Raw genomic sequence first — 21,149 nt, forward strand, 5'->3', positions numbered from 1 at the left:
GTTAAGTGACTAAGCGTACATGGTGGATGCCTTGGCAGTCAGAGGCGATGAAGGACGTACTAACCTGCGATAAGCTGTGAGAAGTCGGTAAGAGACGCTATTACTCACAGATTTCCGAATGGGGAAACCCACCCAGCACAAGCTGGGTATCTATTACTGAATACATAGGTAATAGAGGCGAACCGGGAGAACTGAAACATCTAAGTACCCCGAGGAAAAGAAATCAACCGAGATTCCCTCAGTAGCGGCGAGCGAACGGGGATTAGCCCTTAAGTTTCTTGGAAGTTAGTGGAATGGTCCTGGAAAGGCCAGCGATACAGGGTGATAGCCCCGTACATGAAAACGACCTTGAAGTGAAATCGAGTAGGGCGGGACACGTGACATCCTGTCTGAATATGGGGGGACCATCCTCCAAGGCTAAATACTCCTGACTGACCGATAGTGAACCAGTACCGTGAGGGAAAGGCGAAAAGAACCCCTGTGAGGGGAGTGAAATAGAACCTGAAACCGTGTACGTACAAGCAGTGGGAGCCCTTCGGGGTGACTGCGTACCTTTTGTATAATGGGTCAGCGACTTACATTTTGTAGCGAGGTTAACCGTATAGGGGAGCCGTAGGGAAACCGAGTCTTAACTGGGCGTCTAGTTGCAAGGTGTAGACCCGAAACCGGGTGATCTAGCCATGGGCAGGTTGAAGGTTGAGTAACATCAACTGGAGGACCGAACCCACTAACGTTGCAAAGTTAGGGGATGACCTGTGGCTGGGGGTGAAAGGCCAATCAAACTCGGAGATAGCTGGTTCTCCCCGAAAGCTATTTAGGTAGCGCCTCGGACGAATACTACTGGGGGTAGAGCACTGTTTGGACTAGGGGGTCATCCCGACTTACCAACTCCATGCAAACTCCGAATACCAGTAAGTAATATCCGGGAGACACACGGCGGGTGCTAACGTCCGTCGTGAAGAGGGAAACAACCCAGACCGCCGGCTAAGGTCCCAAAGTTCTGGTTAAGTGGGAAACGATGTGGGAAGGCTCAGACAGCTAGGATGTTGGCTTAGAAGCAGCCATCATTTAAAGAAAGCGTAATAGCTCACTAGTCGAGTCGGCCTGCGCGGAAGATGTAACGGGGCTCAAACCAGGCACCGAAGCCGCGGATTCATACTTATGTATGAGTGGTAGGGGAGCGTTCTGTAAGTCTGCGAAGGTGTATCGAGAGGTATGCTGGAGATATCAGAAGTGCGAATGCTGACGTAAGTAACGATAAAGGGGGTGAAAAGCCTCCTCGCCGGAAGACCAAGGGTTCCTGTCCAACGTTAATCGGGGCAGGGTGAGTCGACCCCTAAGGTGAGGCCGAAAGGCGTAATCGATGGGAAGCAGGTTAATATTCCTGCACGACTTGTAATTGCGATGGGGGGACGGAGAAGGCTAGGTGGGCCAGGCGACGGTTGTCCTGGTGAAAGTGCGTAGGTGGTGTTTCTAGGCAAATCCGGAGACACAACACTGAGACACGAGACGAAGCCACTACGGTGGTGAAGCCATTGATGCCCTGCTTCCAGGAAAAGCCTCTAAGCTTCAGATTACAAGTCATCGTACCCCAAACCGACACAGGTGGTCGGGTAGAGAATACCAAGGCGCTTGAGAGAACTCGGGTGAAGGAACTAGGCAAAATAGAACCGTAACTTCGGGAGAAGGTTCGCTCTTGACAGTGAAGTCCCTTGCGGATGGAGCAGTTGGGAGTCGCAGTGACCAGATGGCTGGGACTGTTTATCAAAAACACAGCACTCTGCAAACACGAAAGTGGACGTATAGGGTGTGACACCTGCCCGGTGCCGGAAGGTTAATTGATGGGGTTAGCGCAAGCGAAGCTCTTGATCGAAGCCCCGGTAAACGGCGGCCGTAACTATAACGGTCCTAAGGTAGCGAAATTCCTTGTCGGGTAAGTTCCGACCTGCACGAATGGTGTAACCATGGCCATGCTGTCTCCACCCGAGACTCAGTGAAATCGAATTCGCCGTGAAGATGCGGTGTACCCGCGGCTAGACGGAAAGACCCCGTGAACCTTTACTACAGCTTGGCACTGAACATTGAACCTACATGTGTAGGATAGGTGGGAGGCTTTGAAGGCGTGACGCCAGTTGCGCTGGAGCCGTCCTTGAAATACCACCCTTGTATGTTTGATGTTCTAACGCAGGGCCCTGAATCGGGCTCGCGGACAGTGCCTGGTGGGTAGTTTGACTGGGGCGGTCTCCTCCCAAAGAGTAACGGAGGAGCACGAAGGTTGGCTAATCCTGGTCGGACATCAGGAGGTTAGTGCAATGGCATAAGCCAGCTTAACTGCGAGACGGACAGGTCGAGCAGGTACGAAAGTAGGTCATAGTGATCCGGTGGTTCTGAATGGAAGGGCCATCGCTCAACGGATAAAAGGTACTCCGGGGATAACAGGCTGATACCGCCCAAGAGTTCATATCGACGGCGGTGTTTGGCACCTCGATGTCGGCTCATCACATCCTGGGGCTGAAGTCGGTCCCAAGGGTATGGCTGTTCGCCATTTAAAGTGGTACGCGAGCTGGGTTCAGAACGTCGTGAGACAGTTCGGTCCCTATCTGCCGTGGGCGTTGGATGATTGAAGGGAGTTGCTCCTAGTACGAGAGGACCGGAGTGAACGAACCTCTGGTGTTCGGGTTGTCACGCCAGTGGCACTGCCCGGTAGCTAAGTTCGGAATCGATAACCGCTGAAAGCATCTAAGCGGGAAGCGAGCCCTGAGATGAGTCATCCCTGACCCCTTGAGGGTCCTAAAGGGCCGTTGGAGACCACAACGTTGATAGGTGGGGTGTGTAAGCGCGGCGACGTGTTGAGCTAACCCATACTAATTACCCGTGAGGCTTAACCATACAACACCCAAGAAGTGTTCTGGGCCTTGTAGCGAATGAACGAACTACTCAAATTCAGTGATAGTGACAAGCCAAGCGCAACATCACTACTCACGTCAGCTTTCCGAGATTGAAGAATTTGCCTGGCGGCCATAGCGCCGTGGAACCACCTGATCCCATGCCGAACTCAGAAGTGAAACGCGGTAGCGCCGATGGTAGTGTGGCATTCGCCATGCGAGAGTAGGACACTGCCAGGCACCCAATTAAACAGCGATGTGCAAAATAACATCACTGGCTGCGAGGATGACACCTCACAAGAAAGCAGCAGAAGATTTAGCGCAAGCTAACCGAATGCGGAGCGGTAGTTCAGTCGGTTAGAATACCGGCCTGTCACGCCGGGGGTCGCGGGTTCGAGTCCCGTCCGCTCCGCCACTAATTTGAAAGGCCTTCCCTCACGGGAAGGCCTTTTTGCTATGCATATTCAGCATCTGAGTCCAAGAAGCCCAATCTGTCGATTGGGCTTCTTTCGTTATGCTTTGTCACTACGTGGGATCCCCCTAGTAGTAGATGCATAGCCAGACGGTGGTCTCGGTAGGATGTGTCCACTCCACCCTGTGCTGAAGGTGCGCCGGGATGTTGATGTAATCCCCTGGCCCCAGATGGACGCGTTCCTGTACCCAGGTATCCGGTGTGATGAAGACCAGAATGGCTTCGCCCTGTATCACTGCTACCCATTCGTGTTCATCCTGATCGAACCATTCTCCCGTAGGGGTCTGTTGCCCCTGGGAGAGGATACGCTCGATGCGAAAGTGATTGGTGCTGACCAGGTCGGTGAATATCTCATTGGGCAGGGGGGAGGGGATCTGGCCAAGCAGGTTGCCTGTGTGCATGGGCTTGTCTCCGGCTGATGGGGCTAGCTAAGAGTGTAGAAGCTGAAAGGGAGCTTCCCATCTGGAAGTTGAGGCCTCCAATGAGGCTTTAAATGGAAAAGTTCGGGAAAATGGTGGCTGATCCGCTGCAATCTCGCCAAATTCTTGCTATTTTGCGCGCCATTACGCAAACGATTTCCTTCACACATTCAGGATGAGTTATGGCAACGCAAGAAATGACGGCCCGCACCGGCAATAGCGGGTTTCTGGACTCCTATTTCTCCATCACCCAGCGTGGCAGCACAGTCCGCCAGGAGCTGTTGGCCGGACTGACCACCTTCCTGGCCATGGTCTACAGCATCATAGTGGTGCCGAACATGCTGGGTGCCGCCGGTTTTGAGCAGGGCCCCGTCTTCGTGGCCACCTGCCTGATCGCCGCCTTCGGCTCCCTGCTGATGGGGCTGTGGGCCAAGCTGCCGATGGCCATAGGTTGCGCCATTTCCCTCACTGCCTTTACCGCCTTCAGCCTGGTCCTGGGTCAGGGACTGAGCATTCCGGTCGCCCTCGGCGCCATCTTCCTGATGGGGGTGCTGTTTACCCTGATCAGCGTCACCGGCGTGCGCCAGTGGATCCTGGACAACCTCCCCTCCGGCATCGCCCACGGCACCGGCATCGGTATCGGGCTGTTCCTGCTGCTGATCGCCACCAACGGCGTCGGCATGGTGATCAAGAACGAGGGGGCCGGTCTGCCGGTTCAACTGGGTGAAGTGACCTCTTTCCCGGTCATCATGACGGTGCTGGGTCTGGCCGCCATCTTCGGTCTGGAGCGCCGCAAGGTGCCGGGTGGCATCCTGATGGTGATCATCGCCATCTCCATCCTCGGCCTCATCTTCGACCCGAAAGTGACCTGGCAGGGCTTCTTCGCCATGCCGAGCCTGACCGGCGAGAAAGGTTCGCTGGTAGGTAGCATGGATCTGCTGGGCGCCCTCAATCCGGTGGTGATTCCCACCGTGCTGGCGCTGGTGATGACCGCCGTCTTTGACGCCACCGGCACCATCCGTGCCGTGGCCGGTCAGGCGGGCCTTATCAACGAGCGTGGCCACATCATCAGCGGCGGCAAGGCCCTGACTGCCGACTCCGTCAGCAGCATGGTCGCTGGCGTGGTAGGTGGAGCTCCGGCTGCCGTCTACATCGAATCTGCCGCAGGTACCGCGGCCGGTGGCAAGACAGGTCTGACCGCTGCGCTGGTCGGCGTGCTCTTCCTGCTGATGATCTTCCTCTCCCCGCTGAGCTATCTGGTACCGGCCTACGCCACAGCACCAGCACTGATGTACGTCGGTCTGCTGATGCTGGGCAACGTCACCAAGCTGGACTTCAGCGATTCGGTCGATGCCCTCGCCGGCATGCTGTGCGCCGTCTTCATAGTGCTGACCTGCAACATCGTCACCGGCATCATGCTGGGCTTCGTGGCGCTGGTCGTGGGTCGTCTGTTTGCTGCCGAGTGGAAGAAGCTGAACGTCGGCACCGTCATCATCGCCGTGGCGCTGGTGATCTTCTATGCCGGTGGCTGGGCCATCTAAGGCTTCCGGTGATAGCGAAGGGCCCTGCGGGGCCCTTTTTCATGGCTGTGAGGCCGTTAACAGTTTCCCGCCCGTTTGCCCCGCGCTGTTTCAGATTGAAACGCCAATGACCTTTCTCCTGTTTCAAATCCGAACCGAACAGGCCGTCATTTTTCTCCCGATTTATCCCGTTAGACTGGCTCCATCAACCATCTGCCTACCCGTGCGGTGGCAAGCCAAGGAGTGAGCCATGAAGAAGCTGATCAATGCCGTCGATGCCGTGGTCCGTGAACAACTGATGGGGATGGCTGCCGCCCACCCCGAGCTCAAGGTCCGTATCGAACCCCACTACATCACTCGCGCCGACGCCCCCGTGATGGGCAAGGTGGCGCTGGTCTCCGGCGGTGGCAGCGGCCACGAGCCGATGCACGGCGGTCTGGTGGGCAAAGGGATGCTGGATGGTGCCTGCCCCGGCGAGATTTTTACCTCCCCGACCCCGGATCAGATGTATGAGTGCGGTCAGGCCGTTGATGGCGGCGCTGGCGTGCTGTTCCTGGTAAAGAACTACACCGGCGACGTGCTCAACTTCGAAACCGCGGTCGAACTGCTGCACGGCGACGGGGTCAAGATCGGCTTCTCGCTGATCGATGACGATGTAGCAGTCAAAGACAGCCTCTATACCGCCGGTCGCCGTGGCGTTGCCACGACCGTGCTGTGCGAGAAGCTGGTCGGTGCCGCTGCCGAAGCGGGCTATGACCTGAGCCGCTGCGAAGCGCTGGCCCGCCGCATCAACAACCAGAGCCGCACCATAGGCGTCGCCATGCACGCCTGCACCGTCCCTGCCGCTGGCAAGCCCTCCTTCACCCTGGCGGACAACGAGATGGAGTTCGGCGTGGGCATCCACGGCGAACCGGGCATAGCGCGCCGCCCCTTCACCGACCTCAATACCCTGGTGGACGACATGTTCGAAGAGCTCTCTGACAACACTCCCTATGGCCGCACCCTGCGCCACTGGGACAGAGCCTCCGGCAGCTGGCAGGAAGAGCACACCTTTATCGAGCCGCTGAATGCGGGCGATCGGGTCATCGCCCTGGTCAACAGCCTCGGCGGCACTCCCATCTCCGAGCTCTATGGCGTCTATGGCCGTCTCGCCACCCTGTGCGAAGAGGCTGGCATCCATCTGGTGCGCAACCTGATTGGCCCCTATTGCACCTCCCTCGACATGACCGGCATCTCCATCACTCTGCTCAAGGTGGATGATGAGCTGATGACCCTGTGGGATGCCCCCGTTCACACCCCAGCCCTGCGTCGCGGCTGCTAAGGAGCCTTTATTCTCATGCTAAGCAAACATCAGATCGTCAATTGGCTGCTCGACTGCGAGCACATCTTTGCCGAGCAGCGTGACTACCTCACTGCGCTGGATACCGACATCGGCGATGGCGACCACGGCCTCAACATGCAGCGCGGCTTCACCAAGGTGGCCGAGAAGCTGCCCGCTGTGGCGGACAAAGACATAGGTCAGGTGCTGAAAACCACCGGCATGACCCTGCTCTCCTCGGTCGGCGGCGCCAGCGGCCCCCTCTACGGCACCTTCTTTATCCGAGCGGCGGCCAGTACCGACGCCTGTCAGAGCCTCAGTCTCAGCCAGCTGTGCAAAATGCTGAGCGATGGCGTCGAGGGGATCGTCTCCCGCGGCCGCGCCGAGCAGGGCGACAAGACCATGTGCGACGCCTGGTGGCCGGCCCTGGCCGCCCTGCAACAGGCACAGCAGCAAGATCTGCCCCTCAACGATGCGCTGGACAAGGCGGTGGCCGCCGCCGCGGCCGGTACCGAGGCCACCATCCAGATGCAGGCCCGCAAGGGGCGCGCCAGCTATCTCGGCGAGCGCAGCATAGGCCATCAGGATGCCGGGGCCACCTCGACCCTGCTGCTGCTGACCGCCCTGCGTGACAGAGCGAGGTTGTGACATGATCGGAATCGTCGTTGTCTCTCACAGCGCCCAGCTGGCGGCCGGCTTGAAAGCGCTGGCTGATCAGCTCGGCAGCCCGGCGAAACTGCTGCTGGCGGCCGGGGTCGATGACCCCGACCACCCCATAGGCACAGATGCCATCGCCGTGATGAGTGCGATAGAAGAAGCGGATGACGGCAGCGGCGTGCTGGTGCTGATGGACTTGGGCAGCGCCCTCTTGAGCGCCGAAACCGCCCTCGAACTGCTGCCCCCCGAGTTAAGTGCCCGGGTGCGACTCTGCCCCGCCCCGCTGGTTGAGGGCACCCTGGCCGCCGTGGTGGCGGCTGGTTCCGGGATGACGCTGGATGAGGTGGCCGCCGAGGCGCTCGGTGCCCTGGGCCCGAAACAGGCGATGCTGCCCGCCAGCGCGGCGCAGGCCGCCACTGAGACAGCCCCCGTTGCTGATGACGGCTGGCTGCGCTGCGAGGTGGTGGTGGATAACCCCCACGGCCTGCATGTGCGCCCCGCCGCCCGACTGGTGGCCACCCTCAAGCCCTTTGCCGCTGAACTCAAGCTGCAAAAGGGGGATAAAGAGGCCAACCCCCGCAGCCTGACCCGGCTCGCCATGCTCAACGTGCGCCAGGGCGACAGACTCACCCTGCTGGCGCGTGGGGAGGATGCCGATGCGGCTTTGAGCTGCTTCCAGCAGCTGGCAGCGGAACGCTTCGGCGACTGAGGCTCATATTGCTGTATCAAGGCCCCGCCAGTGCGGGGCCTTGTCGTTTAGCTATCCGTGGTAGTCGGCGGGGTCCATGCCGAGCAGTTTGAGCCGCCGCCAGAGGGTGGTGCGGCTGATGCCCAGTTGCCGGGCCATCTGGCTCACCTGTCCCTTGCAGGCGTGGGCGCAGCGCAAGATGGCCTGGCGCTCCAGCTCCGCCAGGGTGAGCAGCGGTTGCCCCACCACCTCGTCCGCCACCAGCTGATGGCCGTGACGAATGGCGGCGGGCAGCGCCTCCGGCGGGATCGGCCCCTGACTTGCGTGGAGCAGGGCATGCTCGACCGCACTGCGCAGCTCCCCCAGATTGCCGGGCCAGGGATAGGCGAGCAGACAGTCGAGGGCCGCCGGACTGAACTGGCGCACCGGCTCGCGCCCCTGCGCCCCTAACTGCTGGCTGATTAGGCCCGGCAGATCGGCCGCGCGCTCCCGCAGCCCCGGCAGCCAGAGCTCGCACGCCTGCAGCGCATAGAGTAGCTGGCGGCCAAACAGCCCCTCCTGCACCAGCTGCTCCAGCGGGGCGCTGCTGGTCGCTATGATCCGCACCTTGATCGGCAGTATGCGGGCCGAATCGAAGCGCTGGATGCGACCTGTCTTGAGCAGTTGCAGCAGGGCCGCCTGCATGGGGGCAGAGAGGCACTCCACCTGTTCCAGCACCAGGGTGCCACCGTGGGCCAGCTCGAACTTGCCCGCCCGCTCCTGCCCCGCCTCGTCGGAGCCCATCAGCTCCAGCGCCATCCGCTCGCTCGGCAGCGCCTGACAGTTGAGGGTAATGAGGGGCCCGGCGGCCCGTTCGCTGCCAAAGTGGATCGCCTCCGCCAGCTGGGCCTTGCCCACCTCCTCTTCGCCGCGCAGCAGGATCGGCCCCTGACTCTGGGCCGCCTGTCTGGCGTGGCGCAGCAGCTTGCGCATGGCGCTCGATTCGCCCACCAGCGCCGACAGCTCGGGCACCGTCTGGCGCAGCTGGTGAATGGCCCGCAGCCGATCGACCGGGTGCAGCAGGGCGATAAAGCTGACCCCCTCCAGCCCGGGCAGCGGTTTGAGGCTTATCAGCGCATTGATGAACTCCCCGGAATGCACCCCGAGCCGCTCCAGCGTCACCTCCACATGACTGAGCGGCGTCTGCCCCTTGATGGCCAGTTGCAACCGCTGGGGCAGCAGCAGGTGCTGCTCCAGGGGCTGGCCAAGACAGATCGCCGGATCGAGCCGCAGCCGATTGGCCGCCAACGCGTTGAGGTAGCGCAGCCGGCCCTGGGGATCCCAGGCCAGCACGCCGTCATCCATGCCGTCCAGCAGGGCGTAAAGCTCGCTCAGATGGTGCTGGGACTCCTGCATCAGGGTCTCCATCTGCAGCAGATGGGCCAGCTCGCGACCGGCGCTGACGGTGAGCGCCAGATCCCCGACCGTTGCCTCTTCCACCCGGCAGACCAGGGCCATGATGGCGACCTGACGGCCGTTGCTGTTGTAGACCGGGCTGGCGCAGCTATGCCAGGGGTGCAGGGTCTGGTTGAAATGCTGGGGGCCGCTGACGCAGAGCGGCACTCCCTCCAGCGCCGCCAGATTGATGGCATTGGTGCCGATGCGCCCCTCGCTAAAAAAAGCGCCGGGGCCAAACCCCAGCGCTGCCAGCTCGCGCAGGATGTCAGGGTGGCCGGTCTGGGCCAGCAGGCAACCGCTCTCGTCGGTGAGTAGCAGGGCGCAGGGACGCCCCTCCATGAATTCGTAGAGATCCTCGAGGGCCATCTCGCCTGTGGTGAGCAGGTCCCGCTTGCGCTGGCGCAGGCTCTGCAAGGTCTGCCCCTTGGCACTGTGGGGCGGGTGCCAGAGGGTGGCGCTGGTCTGGTGGGCGCAGCGCAGCCAGGAGGCCTGCAGATAGTCAGGGCAGGGCTGGGGTGGCAGACGGTCAGATGGCATTGTCACTGTTCTATCCGGCAAGTGCGTAGCCAGAAGGCATACCCATAGTCAGGCAAGGGTTGGAGCGGCAGGCGGTCAGATGGCAGGGTCACATGCAGTATCCGGCATAGGGAGAGGCCGACCATTTAACCATGCCCGTCCTCCAGATTCAGTGACCTGCCTCAGAGGGTAGCGATGCCATTGCCCCCTCTCAGATCCCCGTCATGCCAATCTCGTCGAGCTGGACGTGGGCGCCCTGGCGCAGGGTGTAGAGCACGGCCTCGGCCAGATCCTCCACCTGCAGCCAGCCGGGCTTGCGATCCCCCGGGCAGGCCGGGGGCGGCACCTGGACCAGCCCGGGGCAGAGGATGTGGACCCGGATGCCCTGATGCTGCACCTCTTCCCGCAGCGCCTTGGCGAACCCCAGCACGGCAAACTTGGCGGCGCAGTAGACGCTGGCCCTGGCGTAGCCGTTCTTGGCGGCCTGGGAGGCGATGTTGATGACGGTGCCATGGCGGCTCGCCAGCATGTCCGGCAGGCAGGCCTGGGTCAGCAGAAAGGTCCCCTTGGCGCAGGTGTCCATGACCCTGTCCCACTCCGACTCCGGCAGATCCTGCACCAGGTAGTCGCTGCCGACCCCGCTGTTGTTGACCAGCAAATCGATGGGGCCTAACCGCTCCCGGATCTGGGCATGGCAGGCGCGGACCTGGGCGCCGTCGCTGACATCCAGCACCAGCGGCAGCACTCTCACCCCGTATGTGGCGCTCAGACGCGCGGCCTCCTGCTCCAGCAGGGACTGGCGGCGGGAAGCCAGGATCAGCTCCACCCCCTGGCTGGCCAGTGCCTCGGCGATGGCCAGCCCTATGCCACTGGCGCCACCGCTGATCAGGGCCCGTTTTGCTCTCAGTTCGTTCATCTTGTCTCCTCCTCCAGTGGAGCAGGCATTGTGGCGGCAGGAGCCCGGGGAGCCTAGGGGAGGGCGGGGGCGGATTCGAACCCTGGTTCGTGTTTTGGCGAGACGATTCGAACTTTGGTTCTATGTGGGCCGCGACCGGGCCCAGGCTGTGCAAAAAAAGACGCCGCCCAGTGGGCGGCGTCTTGCTTCTCTTGCCGGCGGCTCAGTTCGCCGGAGGCGACGCGGGCGCCTCCAGGGCGGGCGTTTGCTCCCCCTCTTTTATCCAGGCATCCAGCAGGGTGTAGCCCACCGCCAGCACCACGGGACCGATGAAGAGTCCTATGATGCCGAGCGCCAGCAGGCCGCCGATGACACCGACCAGGATCAGGATGAGGGGCAGATCGGCACCGCGCTTGATGAGGAAGGGGCGCAGGAAGTTGTCCATGGTGCCCGCCAGCAGGGACCAGACCAGCAGGAAGGTGCCCCAGGTGGTATCACCGCTCCAGTAGAGGTAGCCCACGCTGGCCAGCAGCACCGGGAAGGGGCCTATCTGGGCGACGATCAGCAGGAACATCAGCACCACCAGGATCATGACGTAGGGAATGCCGGCAATCAGCAGGCCTATCCCGGCCACCGAGGATTGCACCAGGGCGGTCACCACCACCCCCATTGCGACGGCACGGATGGCCTGGGAGGCGAGTACCACGGCGTTGTCACCGCGCTGGCCCGCCAGGCGGTGGGCGAAGCGGCGAATGCCGTCGGCGGCTTTTTCCCCAGAGTGATAGAGCAGACCGCAGATGGCCACCGTCAGCAGGAAGTGGACGAACAGCAGGCCGAGGTTGCCCGCCTGGGAGGCGAGCCAGCGGGCTGTCTGGCCGAAGTAGGGGGCCAGCTTGGTGAACAGCACCTGGCCACCGCTCGCCAGTATCTGCTGCCAGAACTCAAACAGCTTGTCGCCGACCAGGGGGAACTGCTGCAACCAGAGCAGCTCGGGGGGTGGAGAGTGGCTGATGCGGGTGCCCAGCTCGATCAGCATGGGGGCCTTCTCCGCCACGTTGGCCAGCGCCATGAACAGGGGGATGACGAACATCAGCAGCAGTATGCAGCTCATCAGCAGGGCGGCCAGGGCGCGCTTGCCCCACAGCAGGCGCTGGGCCATCTGCATCAGCGGCCAGGTGGCTATGGTGATCATAGTGGCCCAGACCAGGGCCGGCAGGAAGGGGCGCAGCACCATGAAGCACGAGATGATGAGCAGGCTGAGAAACAGCAGGCCCAGGGTGATCTTGGCCAAATCCACTTTTTTCATACGCATTGCATTCCCTTTAACGAGGGGTTGGGCTCCGGGGGACGGAGCCAGTATTCATGACGGACAGCAGCCACCAGAGACCGGCACTCAGCCAGAGCCCCAGGCAGCCATAGAGTAACCCCTGTCCGGCCAGGATCAGCAGCGAGCTGTCGGTCAGCACCGGGAGCACGAACAGCCCCCCTCCGATGAGCAGGCCGCCCGTCAGTGCCAGCAGAGCAGTGCCGATGGCGGGAGCAGGGTTTCGTTCGAGTGGTAACAGATTACCCGATACCAGCCCCAGGGTGAACATGGCGAGCCAGGCCAGCGCAGTGGACTGGGTCAGCCAACTCGCCAGCAGGCTGGTCAGCAGCAAGAGCCCCCAGGGGACATATCGCCCCCCCAGAGTGGTCAGCGGCGATCGCAGTGCCAGCAGCAGGGCGCCGAGTCCCAGGCCGGCCACCACGTCCGAGATAAAATGCACGCCAAGCCAGATGCGGGCAAGCCCGGCCAGGGCCGCCAGCAGCAGGGCCAGCGTTATACCCTGCCAGGCCCTGAGGGAGGGCCGCGAGGTCAGCACCAGTCCCCAGAACAGCAGGGTCGATGCGGCGTGGCCGCTCGGCATGCCAAAGCCCCGGGCGCTCCGTTGCGCCAGCGTGGGGTCGAGGTGGAAGGGTCTGGGCCAGCCGATCCCCTCCTTGAGCAGTTGCACCAGCAGGGTGAGCAGCACCATGGCAAACAGCAGCCGGTAGAGCCGTGACCAGCCCAGCAGCGGTAGCAACAGGCAGATCAACGCGAGCTGAACGGGGCTGGCCCCGAGCAAATTGCCTATCTCAAGCCAGCTCGCATTCGGTCCCAGCCACTGCTGCAGACGCTGGATCAGCGGCAGCTCTGCCCTGTGCAGGGCGCTGCCTTCGCGACTGAAGTCCGACACCCACAGCACCTCGCTCTCGGGGACCTGGGCCAGCCTGGGAGTGATCCAGTCGAGTTGCGTCGGGAAGCGACGCTGATCATGGGGCAGGCGGGCGGCGTCGATCAGCCTGGCGTTGAGGATTTCGCCGCCGAGGTTGGGGGCCTGGAGCAGGGAGACAAAACCTGAGCCGCGCTGGGCCCGGATGGGGGTCAGCGTTTGGCAGGCGAATACCATGGCCCGCTGCCAGCGCCCCAGCTCCCCGGTGATACGGCCATGGAGCCCCGTCTCCTCGAACAGCTCCCGCAGGGCCGCCTGGGCGGGCGTCTCGCCCCCGTCTATGTAGCCGCCACTCAGGCTGTAGCGATCGGAGATCCTGTCCTGGACCAGCAACAGCTCCTGCTGATGGCGGATCACGCAGGCGGCCGCCCCAGGGGGCACCTCGGCGGCGAACAGGGAGGATGACAGGGAGCCGAGCAGCAGAAGCAGTAAAAGAGCGGGTCTGAGCATGATGGCGCCACTAAGGGAATAGATGGGGACAAGGGTCACAGAAATCAGATACTTGGGCAATGACTTCCGGTGGATGGCAGGTATCGGCAGGGGGTGTCTCGGCCCAATCTGGGGCGCAAGGATTGCCGTCGGCCCGGGCAGTCCCTAGTATTGGCGGCTATTGTTCTTCTCATTCAACACATCTTGGGGCCTTTCATGCGACAGTTCGGTTTCTTCCTGGGGATTGCCATCGGCGTCATCCTGATACTGTTTGGCAGCATCGTCATCTTCCAGGCCTTGCCTGCCGCACTGGACGTGCTGGAGATGCCGAGCCGCATCCCGTTCGTGCGCGAGGTCTACACCTGGCTGATGACCAGTGCCAATGGCCTCACCAGCCAGCTGGAGCAGAACTTCCTGGAAGCCTTCCAGACAGTGCTCAAGCTGATACTGCTCATCACCTTCATGTGGGTTTGCGTCAAGCTGGTCAACATGGGGGTGCTGATCATCCGGGCCGGGGTCGACCTCATTCGCACCGCCATCGAGCACAGCGAAGACAAGGTGGCCAAGCCCACCGAGCAGGACCGCCACCTGTAAGGCTCCCCTGCCCATTCGCAGATAAACGACAGGCCATCCGAGGATGGCCTGTTTGCATGGTGAACTGGTTCGCCCTCTTAGTTGAGCAGCTTCTCCAGCTCGGCTTCGGCATCCGCCCTGGCCTGATCGCTCTGCTTCATCCCCTGGGTTTCCACCTTGTCGGCCTGCGCCTGCACGGTGCCGGTCGCTCCGCTTACCACCTTGCTCAGCTGTTGCTGCGTCTTGGCTGCGGCGCTGACGGCCTTGTCCGCCTGTTGCTGCGTACTGGCTGCCGCCTGCTTGGCGGTGTCACTGACGGCCTTGTCCGCCTGTTGCTGTGCGCTGGCTGCGGCTTGCTTGGCGGTGTCGCTGACTGCCTTACCCATCGGCTGCTGCGCACTGGCTGCAGCCTGCTTGGCGGTATCGTTGACGACTTTGCCAGCCTGTTGCTGCGCGCTGGTTGCAGCCTGCTTGGCGGTGTCGCTGACGACTTTACCCGCCTGTTGCTGCGCGCTGGCTGCGGCCTGCTTGGCGGTATCGCTGACCGCCTGCTGGGCGGAGCGGCTCACGGCCTGGTTGGCTTGCCGCAGAAGATCGGTGGCATCGCTCACCGTCTGGGTGGCTGAGTCACTGACCGCCTTGCTGGCTTGTTGCGGAGCCTTGGCGGTGGCACTGCTGACAGTCTGGCTGGCCGAGTCGCTCACGGCTTTGCTCGCTTGTTGTTGCGCCTGGGTGGTGGCACTGCCGATCACTTGGCTGGCCGAGTCGCTGACGGCCTTGCTCGCTTGCTGCTGCGTCTTGGTGGTGACGCTGCCGACCGCCTGGGTGGCCGAGTCGCTGACGGCCTTGCTCGCTTGCTGCTGCGCCTTGGTGGTGACGTTGCCGACCGCCTGGCTGGCCGAGTCGCTGACGGCTTTGCTGGCTTGCTGCTGCGCCTGGGCAGTGGCACTGCCGATCACCTGGCTGGTCGAGTCGGTCAGGGCCTGGGTCGCGCTCTGTTGCAGGTTGCCCATCACATTGCCAAGCAGGGAGCCGCTTGTTCCCGTCATCACCTTGCCGGCGTCGGTGAGGGCGGTGGCGGTCGGGTTGCCGGCCTGCCACTCTTGCATGGCGCTCGGCCAGGTCGGGGTCGCCGCCGTCAGGTTTTCGCCAAATACCTGAGTCGCGCCGTCCCCCTTCTGCAACATGACGGAGAGCTGGTTGGTGTCGGCGTTCCATACCATGCCGGCCTGTTTGGCCACATCCGGCACTGGGGCGTAGCGGGAGACCACGTAAAACAGCGGCCCCTCCTGCTGCAACTCGTTGGCCGTCTTGAGCAGCTGCATGGTGCTGTCGTAGTTGGGCCCCAGTATGGCGGTCATCCTGTCCTTGATCAGCGGCTGCTCGAACAGGTTGGCCTCGTTCGGATCGAAACCGACCAGGGGTTTGAGCAGGGCCCACATCAGCTGGCTGGTGGGGCTCATCATCAGCAAGGGGGCCACGCAGGCGGACAACATCAGACTCAGGCAGGCGGCCTTGAGCAACGGCATGATACGCATCGACAACATATCCAAGTAATTATTTGATTAATAAGGCTATATACTGTCTTTTCCCGACAGCATGACCCGAACTGGCCCGGCTCTTCACTCATGGGGATCGGCGGGCGCTGGCAGGCTATCATATTGCTTCCGGAATGCCAGATGAGCCGACATTTATTGGTCAAGTCGGCGACGCTGGTGGTCGCTTTAGGGGATCACTCTCTCGTTGTCACAGGTGTCACTCATGATCCGAACCGTGTTTTGTCTGTTTGCCCTCGGCGGGCTCCTTCCTGCAGAGGCGGCCCCGGCGTCGAACACCCTCAGCCATTCGGTGGGCACGGATCTGGTGTTGCCCCTGGGCTCATTGCCCGAGCGGGTCTGCTGGTATCAGGATCAGAAGTATTCCCTCGGGTCGCGCATCCAGCAGGGGGATCTCTGGCTGGAGTGCGGCCCGCAAAACGACCAGGAGAGCAACGGGCCTCTGGCCTGGCGCGAACCCGCCATCTACGAGCCCGTCGACGAAGGGGCGGCCAACAGGGAGACGATCAGGGTGGGTCAGTGAGCCTTTTCTTGATCCAGCTACAGACACGGCCGTGATCCCTGTCGCATAATGCAGCTCCTTTCTTCTCTTGGCTGGAACCTAAGAAATGGCTCGTCGCTCTTCCAATGCACAACGTCGTCGCAGTAGCTGGTGGTACAAACGCTTGTTGGCAAGGGAGCGGGAAGAGCGCGAAGCGCGTTCCGTCCGGGATTGATACTGCATTGAAAAACGGAGCCTCGGGCTCCGTTTCCTATTCATTACCGCAGGCAGGTTTATTACCACAGGTGGATAATGGTGCCGCTTTGCCAATGCACGAGGTCGTTGCCGTCGTGAGCGGGTGATACCAACGCTTGTTGGCAAGGGAGCGGGAAGAGCGCGAGGGCGCTGCGTCCGGGATTGATACTGCATTGAAAAACGGAGTCTCGAGCTCCGTTTTTTATTTACCACCGTCAGCATCATGACAACGGGGGCCATCAGGCCCCCGTTTTGCTTTTCAGATCTGCGGCTTAGCGCTGCAAGGCGGCCAGGGCCAGCTCGACCCGCTTGGCGTACTCGGGGTCGGCCTGCTCGAAGTGTTTGAGCTGGGCCTGGACGATGGCGTAATCCTCCACATTGATGAGGGAGCGCGCCAGGTTGGCGGCGAGGCGAGCACGTTGCCCCTCGTCCATGATGCGGAACAGATCCCCCGGCTGGCTGTAGTAGTCGCTGTCGTAGTCGCGAAAATCGTAGTGCAGGGCGGCTCCTTCCAGACTCAGGGCCGGTTCGTGTTGCTCGCTCGGCTGCTGGGTGCCGAAGCGGTTCGGCTGGTAGTTGGGGCTGGCGCCGCCATTACTGTCCCCCCGCATGGCACCGTCACGATGGGCGCCGTGGTGGAAGGGGCAGCGCGGGGCGTTGACCGGCAGCAGGCCGTGGTTGACGCCGAGGCGATAGCGCTGGGTGTCACCGTAGGAGAAGAGCCGTCCTTGCAGCATGCGATCCGGTGAGAAGCCGATACCGGGCACCACGTTGGCCGGGGTAAAGGCCGCCTGCTCCACGTGGGCGAAGTAGTTGTCTGGGTTCTGGTTGAGCTCAAGCACGCCGACCGGGATCAGCGGGTAGTCGCTGTGCGGCCACACCTTGGTGAGGTCGAACGGGTGGATTTTGTAGGTCTGGGCCTCGGCTTCCGGCATCACCTGCACATAGACCTTCCAGCGCGGGAAGTCGCCCCGCTCTATGGCGTTGAACAGGTCGGCCTGGCTGGTCTCCCTGTCCTGGCCGACGACATTGGCCGCCTCTTCATCGGTGTAGAAGCTGTGGCCCTGCTCTGTCTTGAAGTGGAACTTGACCCAGAAGCGTTCGTTGGCATCGTTGATAAAGCTGAAGGTATGGCTGCCGTAGCCGTTCATCTCCCGCAGGCTCTTGGGGATGCCGCGATCGCTGAACAAGATGGTGACCTGATGCAGGGACTCCGGATGGCGTGACCAGAAGTCCCAGGCGGTGGTGGCGCTGCGCAGGTTGGTGCGCGGATCCCGCTTCTGGGTGTGGATGAAGTCGGGGAATTTCAGGGGATCGCGGATGAAGAACACCGGGGTGTTGTTGCCCACCAGATCCCAGTTGCCCTGCTCTGTGTAGAACTTGAGGGCGAAGCCGCGTACGTCCCGCTCCGCATCGGCGGCCCCCTTCTCGCCGGCCACTGTGGAGAAGCGCAGGAACACGGGCGTCTGCTTGCCGATGGCGTTGAACAGGTCGGCCTTGCTGAACTGGCTGATGTCGTGGGTCACGGTGAAGGTGCCATAGGCGCCGGAGCCCTTGGCGTGAACCACCCGCTCGGGAATACGCTCGCGGTCGAAGTGGGCGAGCTTCTCCATCAACCAGATGTCTTGCATCAGCACCGGGCCGCGCGGGCCGGCGGTGAGGCTGTTATTGTTGTCGACGACGGGGGCACCGTTGGCGCTGTGCAGGGTCTTGTCAGTCATGGGGCATCTCCTTGTGATGAGCCGTCAGACTAGGGGAAGGGCGCGCCCGGCTCCAATGGAGTGTGCCTAACCCTTTGATTGGTTTCGCTGATGGGGGTGGAAACGCACGCCAGCCTTACGGCAAGATGGGGCTCAGCCAACAAGGAGGTCTCATGTCCATCACAGTTCGCCGCGCCGGGCCGGAAGATGCCGTCGCCCTGCGGGATCTTCACGCCATGCCGAATGCCCAGGCCGGTACCCTGCAACTTCCCTTTCCCTCCCTGCAGCAGTGGGAGCAGAAGCTGACCCCGCGGGATGGCATCTACAGCCTGCTGGCCGAGTGCGAGGGGCAGGTGGCGGGTGCCCTGGTCCTGATGGTGGAACCGAATCCCCGTCGTCGCCACGTGGCCACCATCGGCATGGCGGTGCACGATGACTGGGCCGGGCGGGGCGTGGGCACGGCCCTGATGCGGGCCGCGCTGGATCTGGCGGACAACTGGCTCGGGTTGTCGCGGGTGGAGCTGACGGTCTGGGCCGACAACGAGGCGGCCCTGGCCCTCTACCGCAAGACGGGGTTCGTGGAGGAGGGCGTCGCCCGGGATTACGGCCTGCGTCATGGTGTGCTGGTGGACGCCCTCTACATGGCCAGGGTGCGCCGATGATCGACTATCGCGAGCGCCTGACTCCCGTGCTGCGGGCGCTGGAGCAGGAGCCGGATCTCTCCATCGAGGAGCTGGCGAGCCGCGCCTGCCTCTCCCTCTATCACTTCCACCGGGTGTTCACCGCCGTGGTGGGGGAGGCGCCGGGGGAGATGTGCCGCCGGCTGCGGATGCAGCGGGCGGCCTGGCAGCTCTGCTACACAGACGCCAGCGTCACCGCCATCGCCCTGGGGGCGGGGCTCGCCAGCTCCCAGGCCTTCGCCAAGGCGTTTCGCCGTCACTATGGCTGCACCCCGGGGGAGTTTCGCCGCGACAAGGGCAAGAATGGACACCATGAGCGCAAGGATGGACACGCATGGAACGACCCCCTCCCTTATGCTGAAGGCCACTCATCAGCAAGGAGCAACACCATGAAAACCGTCGAGATGGATGCCCGCACCCTGGCCTATATCAGGGTCACAGGCCCCTATGGCGAAGGCTATGACGCCGTCTGCAATCGCCTGCACCAGTGGGCCGCGCCCCGCGCTCTGGAGCAGGGGGAGTGGATCTTCATCTACCATGACAACCCGCAAGTGACGCCGCCGGCCCAGTGTCGCACCGACATAGGTGTCACAGTGCCGGTGGGAACCCAGGGGACGGGGGAGGTGGAGATCCAGCTCATCCCCGCCGGGCGCTACGCCCAGTCCCGCTACCTCATCACGGATCGCAACCAGTACGGGCCGCGCTGGCAGGAGCACATAGGCGACATAGTGTCCGCCGGGCTGGCGTTCGGCGACGGTCCCTGTTTCGAGCTCTATCACAGCGTGAGCAACGATCCCCTGCAGGACGACGTGAGCTTCTGCTCCAGCGTGCGATAAAGGTGCGGCAATAAAACGAGGCGCCCTGGGCGCCTTGTTTTATTTGGGATGGAGGCCGGTCGCTTGCGCTGTCGGCCGCGACCGTATCAGGGTTGGCTCGGCACCTTGTCCCGACGGGATTTCCACCACCATCTCAGGCGGATCTGGGAGATCAGCATGCCCGCCAGCATCAGGGCACAACCCACTATGGCCCGCTCGTCCAGATGTTCCCCCAGCAGCAGCACACCGCCGATGGCGGCGAACACCGTCTCCAGGCTCAAGATGATGGCGGCGTGGGCCGGGTGGGCTCCGCGCTGACCGACCACCTGCAGGGTGTAGCCGATGCCGACCGAGACCAGCCCCGCGTAGAGCAGGGCCTGCCAGCCCGCCACGGCGCCGCCGAGGGTCGGGGTTTCGATGACAAAGGCAGTGCCAAGACTGAGCAGGCCGCACACCACGAATTGCACGCCCGCAAGCCTTATGGGGGCGACCCGGTTCGAGTAGTGATCCAGCACCAGCAGGTGCACGGCCCAGAACAGGGCGCCGATCACCTGCAGCAGATCACCGTAGCCTATGGTGAACTCTTCGGTCACGCTGAGGTAATAGAGTCCGGCCATGGCGATGAGGGCACCAATCCAGGTGTTGGCCCCTGTCTTGTGGCGCAGGGCCAGGCCGATGACGGGCACCAGTATGATGTAGAGACCCGTGATGAAGCCCGCCTTGGCGGCCGTGGTATAGAGCAGCCCCACCTGCTGCAGGGAGGCGGCGCTGAACAGCACGCCCCCGGCGATCAGGCCCCCGACCAGCAGCAGGCGGCGATCGCCTGCGGGTGATCCGGCTTGCGGCCTGGGCTGGCGCGACTTGAGCCACCACAGCAGCGGCAGCAGGGAGGCGGCACCGAGCAGGAAGCGCAGGCCGTTGAAGGTGAAAGGCCCCATGTGATCCATCCCCAGGCGCTGGGCGACGAAGCCCAACCCCCAGATGGCGGCGGCCATCAATAACATCATGTTTGAACGCATACGGATTCATCCCTGAGAGAGCAGTGACAGGGGCACTCGGGCCCCTGTCAGTACGATACCCGTCTGCGGGGGGGGTTGTCGCCGGTGATTTGCAATCAGATGGGGGTCAGCCCGGGGACGCTACCAACCGCTTGCCAGCCTGGCGAGCAGGGGCAGCAGGGCGAGCAGCAGCAGGTTGCCCCTGAGGATCCAGATCACCCAGAACTGCTGCTGGATGGAGACTATGGGGGCACGCCCCTGACGCAGGGAGCGGCGCCAGTGATGGAACAGCCGGCTGGGGTAGCCGAAGCTGAGGGCCATGGCGAAGAACAGCAGCAGTTTGGTGCGATAGCCGGGATTGGCCAGCAGGGCCGCCGGTTGCAGCGGGTGGGCGAGCACCATGAGCACGCCTGTGATGAAGATGAACAGCAGCGCCAGCGCCGCCAGGCTGTCCGCCAGCAGCAGCTTGCGCACCTGTTCGATGGACATGCCGCGCCGGAACAGGAAGTACTCCGAGGTGATGGCGCCGGTCAGGGTGATCACGGCGCAATAATGGAGCGCGGTCAGCAGTTCCGGGTTCAACATCCGAGCCAGTTCCTTCTC

The 21,149-nt window shown here is 62.6% G+C and carries 16 protein-coding genes, 1 tRNA gene, 2 rRNA genes and 1 pseudogene (1 of these 20 cut by a window edge); 11 read left to right on the top strand and 9 right to left on the bottom strand.

Annotation, left to right across the window (positions count from 1 at the left end; all coding sequences use genetic code 11):
* From WIR04_RS01380 to WIR04_RS01390, 3 genes are all read left to right on the top strand, one after another.
* Positions 1-2,889 (top strand): 23S ribosomal RNA (locus WIR04_RS01380); it begins 1 nt to the left of the window's first position.
* Positions 2,890-3,010: 121 nt separating this feature from the next.
* Positions 3,011-3,125 (top strand): 5S ribosomal RNA (rrf, locus tag WIR04_RS01385).
* Positions 3,126-3,223: 98 nt separating this feature from the next.
* Positions 3,224-3,300 (top strand) — tRNA-Asp (locus WIR04_RS01390).
* 125 nt (positions 3,301-3,425) lie between these two features.
* Here the strand turns inward: WIR04_RS01390 and WIR04_RS01395 are convergent.
* Positions 3,426-3,758 (bottom strand): cupin domain-containing protein, encoded by a 333-nt coding sequence (locus WIR04_RS01395; RefSeq protein ID WP_338889936.1) that lies wholly within the window; start codon positions 3,756-3,758, stop codon positions 3,426-3,428.
* A 200-nt stretch (positions 3,759-3,958) separates the two neighbouring features.
* Here WIR04_RS01395 and WIR04_RS01400 point away from each other — a divergent pair, with 200 nt between their 5' ends.
* The 4 genes from WIR04_RS01400 to dhaM all read left to right on the top strand — a co-directional run bounded on the left by WIR04_RS01400 (position 3,959) and on the right by dhaM (position 7,980).
* On the top strand, positions 3,959-5,317 hold the full coding sequence (locus WIR04_RS01400; RefSeq protein ID WP_025328604.1) for an NCS2 family permease: 1,359 nt from the start codon (positions 3,959-3,961) through the stop codon (positions 5,315-5,317).
* Positions 5,318-5,546: 229 nt separating this feature from the next.
* Positions 5,547-6,617 carry a dihydroxyacetone kinase subunit DhaK gene (gene dhaK, locus WIR04_RS01405; RefSeq protein WP_338889939.1) on the top strand — a complete coding sequence of 357 codons (1,071 nt, stop codon included), beginning with the start codon at positions 5,547-5,549 and terminating at the stop codon, positions 6,615-6,617.
* Positions 6,618-6,632: 15 nt separating this feature from the next.
* Positions 6,633-7,262: a dihydroxyacetone kinase subunit DhaL gene (gene dhaL / locus WIR04_RS01410; protein ID WP_338889941.1), complete on the top strand. Its 630-nt coding sequence runs from the start codon at positions 6,633-6,635 to the stop codon at positions 7,260-7,262.
* Between the two features lies 1 nt (position 7,263).
* Positions 7,264-7,980, top strand: a complete 717-nt coding sequence (gene dhaM, locus WIR04_RS01415; RefSeq protein ID WP_338889943.1) for a dihydroxyacetone kinase phosphoryl donor subunit DhaM — start codon at positions 7,264-7,266, stop codon at positions 7,978-7,980.
* Between the two features lie 51 nt (positions 7,981-8,031).
* On the opposite strand, the gene dhaR is transcribed toward dhaM, so the two are convergent.
* The 4 genes from dhaR to WIR04_RS01435 form a co-directional block, all read right to left on the bottom strand.
* Positions 8,032-9,933, bottom strand: a complete 1,902-nt coding sequence (gene dhaR, locus WIR04_RS01420; protein WP_338889945.1) for a dihydroxyacetone kinase operon transcriptional regulator DhaR — start codon at positions 9,931-9,933, stop codon at positions 8,032-8,034.
* Between the two features lie 190 nt (positions 9,934-10,123).
* On the bottom strand, positions 10,124-10,828 hold the full coding sequence (locus WIR04_RS01425) for an SDR family oxidoreductase (protein WP_338889947.1): 705 nt from the start codon (positions 10,826-10,828) through the stop codon (positions 10,124-10,126).
* Between the two features lie 202 nt (positions 10,829-11,030).
* Positions 11,031-12,119 carry an AI-2E family transporter YdiK gene (gene ydiK / locus WIR04_RS01430; RefSeq protein WP_338889949.1) on the bottom strand — a complete coding sequence of 363 codons (1,089 nt, stop codon included), beginning with the start codon at positions 12,117-12,119 and terminating at the stop codon, positions 11,031-11,033.
* A gap of 10 nt (positions 12,120-12,129) precedes the next feature.
* Positions 12,130-13,509 (bottom strand): bifunctional NUDIX hydrolase/phosphatase PAP2 family protein, encoded by a 1,380-nt coding sequence (locus tag WIR04_RS01435; RefSeq protein ID WP_338889951.1) that lies wholly within the window; start codon positions 13,507-13,509, stop codon positions 12,130-12,132.
* Between the two features lie 195 nt (positions 13,510-13,704).
* Here WIR04_RS01435 and WIR04_RS01440 point away from each other — a divergent pair, with 195 nt between their 5' ends.
* A complete protein-coding gene (locus tag WIR04_RS01440; protein WP_106885584.1) occupies positions 13,705-14,082 on the top strand; it encodes a hypothetical protein in 378 nt (125 codons plus the stop codon).
* Between the two features lie 377 nt (positions 14,083-14,459).
* On the opposite strand, the pseudogene WIR04_RS01445 reads toward WIR04_RS01440, so the two are convergent.
* Positions 14,460-15,599 (bottom strand): annotated as a pseudogene (locus WIR04_RS01445) (hypothetical protein); the annotation flags it as partial.
* Between the two features lie 223 nt (positions 15,600-15,822).
* Here WIR04_RS01445 and WIR04_RS01450 point away from each other — a divergent pair.
* Positions 15,823-16,140, top strand: a complete 318-nt coding sequence (locus WIR04_RS01450; protein WP_182786812.1) for a YnjH family protein — start codon at positions 15,823-15,825, stop codon at positions 16,138-16,140.
* Positions 16,141-16,625: 485 nt separating this feature from the next.
* Here WIR04_RS01450 and WIR04_RS01455 read toward each other — a convergent pair whose 3' ends face one another.
* Positions 16,626-18,074, bottom strand: coding sequence for a catalase (locus WIR04_RS01455; protein ID WP_338889956.1), 1,449 nt, complete (start codon positions 18,072-18,074; stop codon positions 16,626-16,628).
* A gap of 152 nt (positions 18,075-18,226) precedes the next feature.
* Here WIR04_RS01455 and WIR04_RS01460 point away from each other — a divergent pair, with 152 nt between their 5' ends.
* Both WIR04_RS01460 and WIR04_RS01465 read left to right on the top strand, forming a co-directional pair.
* Complete coding sequence (locus WIR04_RS01460; protein WP_338889958.1) at positions 18,227-18,715, top strand: GNAT family N-acetyltransferase; 489 nt, start codon at positions 18,227-18,229, stop codon at positions 18,713-18,715.
* Complete coding sequence (locus tag WIR04_RS01465) at positions 18,712-19,569, top strand: AraC family transcriptional regulator (RefSeq protein ID WP_338889960.1); 858 nt, start codon at positions 18,712-18,714, stop codon at positions 19,567-19,569. The genes WIR04_RS01460 and WIR04_RS01465 overlap by 4 nt, the downstream gene beginning before the upstream one ends.
* Positions 19,570-19,655: 86 nt before the next feature.
* On the opposite strand, the gene WIR04_RS01470 is transcribed toward WIR04_RS01465, so the two are convergent.
* Positions 19,656-20,567 (bottom strand): DMT family transporter, encoded by a 912-nt coding sequence (locus WIR04_RS01470; RefSeq protein ID WP_338889962.1) that lies wholly within the window; start codon positions 20,565-20,567, stop codon positions 19,656-19,658.
* Positions 20,568-20,687: 120 nt separating this feature from the next.
* Positions 20,688-21,131 (bottom strand): DUF2214 family protein, encoded by a 444-nt coding sequence (locus tag WIR04_RS01475; protein ID WP_182786806.1) that lies wholly within the window; start codon positions 21,129-21,131, stop codon positions 20,688-20,690.
* Between the last annotated feature and the right edge of the window lie 18 nt (positions 21,132-21,149).

This window comes from Aeromonas rivipollensis (assembly GCF_037811135.1).
Classification (GTDB): domain Bacteria; phylum Pseudomonadota; class Gammaproteobacteria; order Enterobacterales; family Aeromonadaceae; genus Aeromonas; species Aeromonas rivipollensis.

Coding starts and splice junctions, on each gene's coding strand:
- WIR04_RS01395 (WP_338889936.1), bottom strand. CDS start 3,758: ATGCACACAGGCAACCTGCTTGGCCAGATCCCCTCCCCCCTGCCCAAT.
- WIR04_RS01400 (WP_025328604.1), top strand. CDS start 3,959: ATGGCAACGCAAGAAATGACGGCCCGCACCGGCAATAGCGGGTTTCTG.
- dhaK (WP_338889939.1), top strand. CDS start 5,547: ATGAAGAAGCTGATCAATGCCGTCGATGCCGTGGTCCGTGAACAACTG.
- dhaL (WP_338889941.1), top strand. CDS start 6,633: ATGCTAAGCAAACATCAGATCGTCAATTGGCTGCTCGACTGCGAGCAC.
- dhaM (WP_338889943.1), top strand. CDS start 7,264: ATGATCGGAATCGTCGTTGTCTCTCACAGCGCCCAGCTGGCGGCCGGC.
- dhaR (WP_338889945.1), bottom strand. CDS start 9,933: ATGCCATCTGACCGTCTGCCACCCCAGCCCTGCCCTGACTATCTGCAG.
- WIR04_RS01425 (WP_338889947.1), bottom strand. CDS start 10,828: ATGAACGAACTGAGAGCAAAACGGGCCCTGATCAGCGGTGGCGCCAGT.
- ydiK (WP_338889949.1), bottom strand. CDS start 12,119: ATGCGTATGAAAAAAGTGGATTTGGCCAAGATCACCCTGGGCCTGCTG.
- WIR04_RS01435 (WP_338889951.1), bottom strand. CDS start 13,509: ATGCTCAGACCCGCTCTTTTACTGCTTCTGCTGCTCGGCTCCCTGTCA.
- WIR04_RS01440 (WP_106885584.1), top strand. CDS start 13,705: ATGCGACAGTTCGGTTTCTTCCTGGGGATTGCCATCGGCGTCATCCTG.
- WIR04_RS01450 (WP_182786812.1), top strand. CDS start 15,823: ATGATCCGAACCGTGTTTTGTCTGTTTGCCCTCGGCGGGCTCCTTCCT.
- WIR04_RS01455 (WP_338889956.1), bottom strand. CDS start 18,074: ATGACTGACAAGACCCTGCACAGCGCCAACGGTGCCCCCGTCGTCGAC.
- WIR04_RS01460 (WP_338889958.1), top strand. CDS start 18,227: ATGTCCATCACAGTTCGCCGCGCCGGGCCGGAAGATGCCGTCGCCCTG.
- WIR04_RS01465 (WP_338889960.1), top strand. CDS start 18,712: ATGATCGACTATCGCGAGCGCCTGACTCCCGTGCTGCGGGCGCTGGAG.
- WIR04_RS01470 (WP_338889962.1), bottom strand. CDS start 20,567: ATGCGTTCAAACATGATGTTATTGATGGCCGCCGCCATCTGGGGGTTG.
- WIR04_RS01475 (WP_182786806.1), bottom strand. CDS start 21,131: ATGTTGAACCCGGAACTGCTGACCGCGCTCCATTATTGCGCCGTGATC.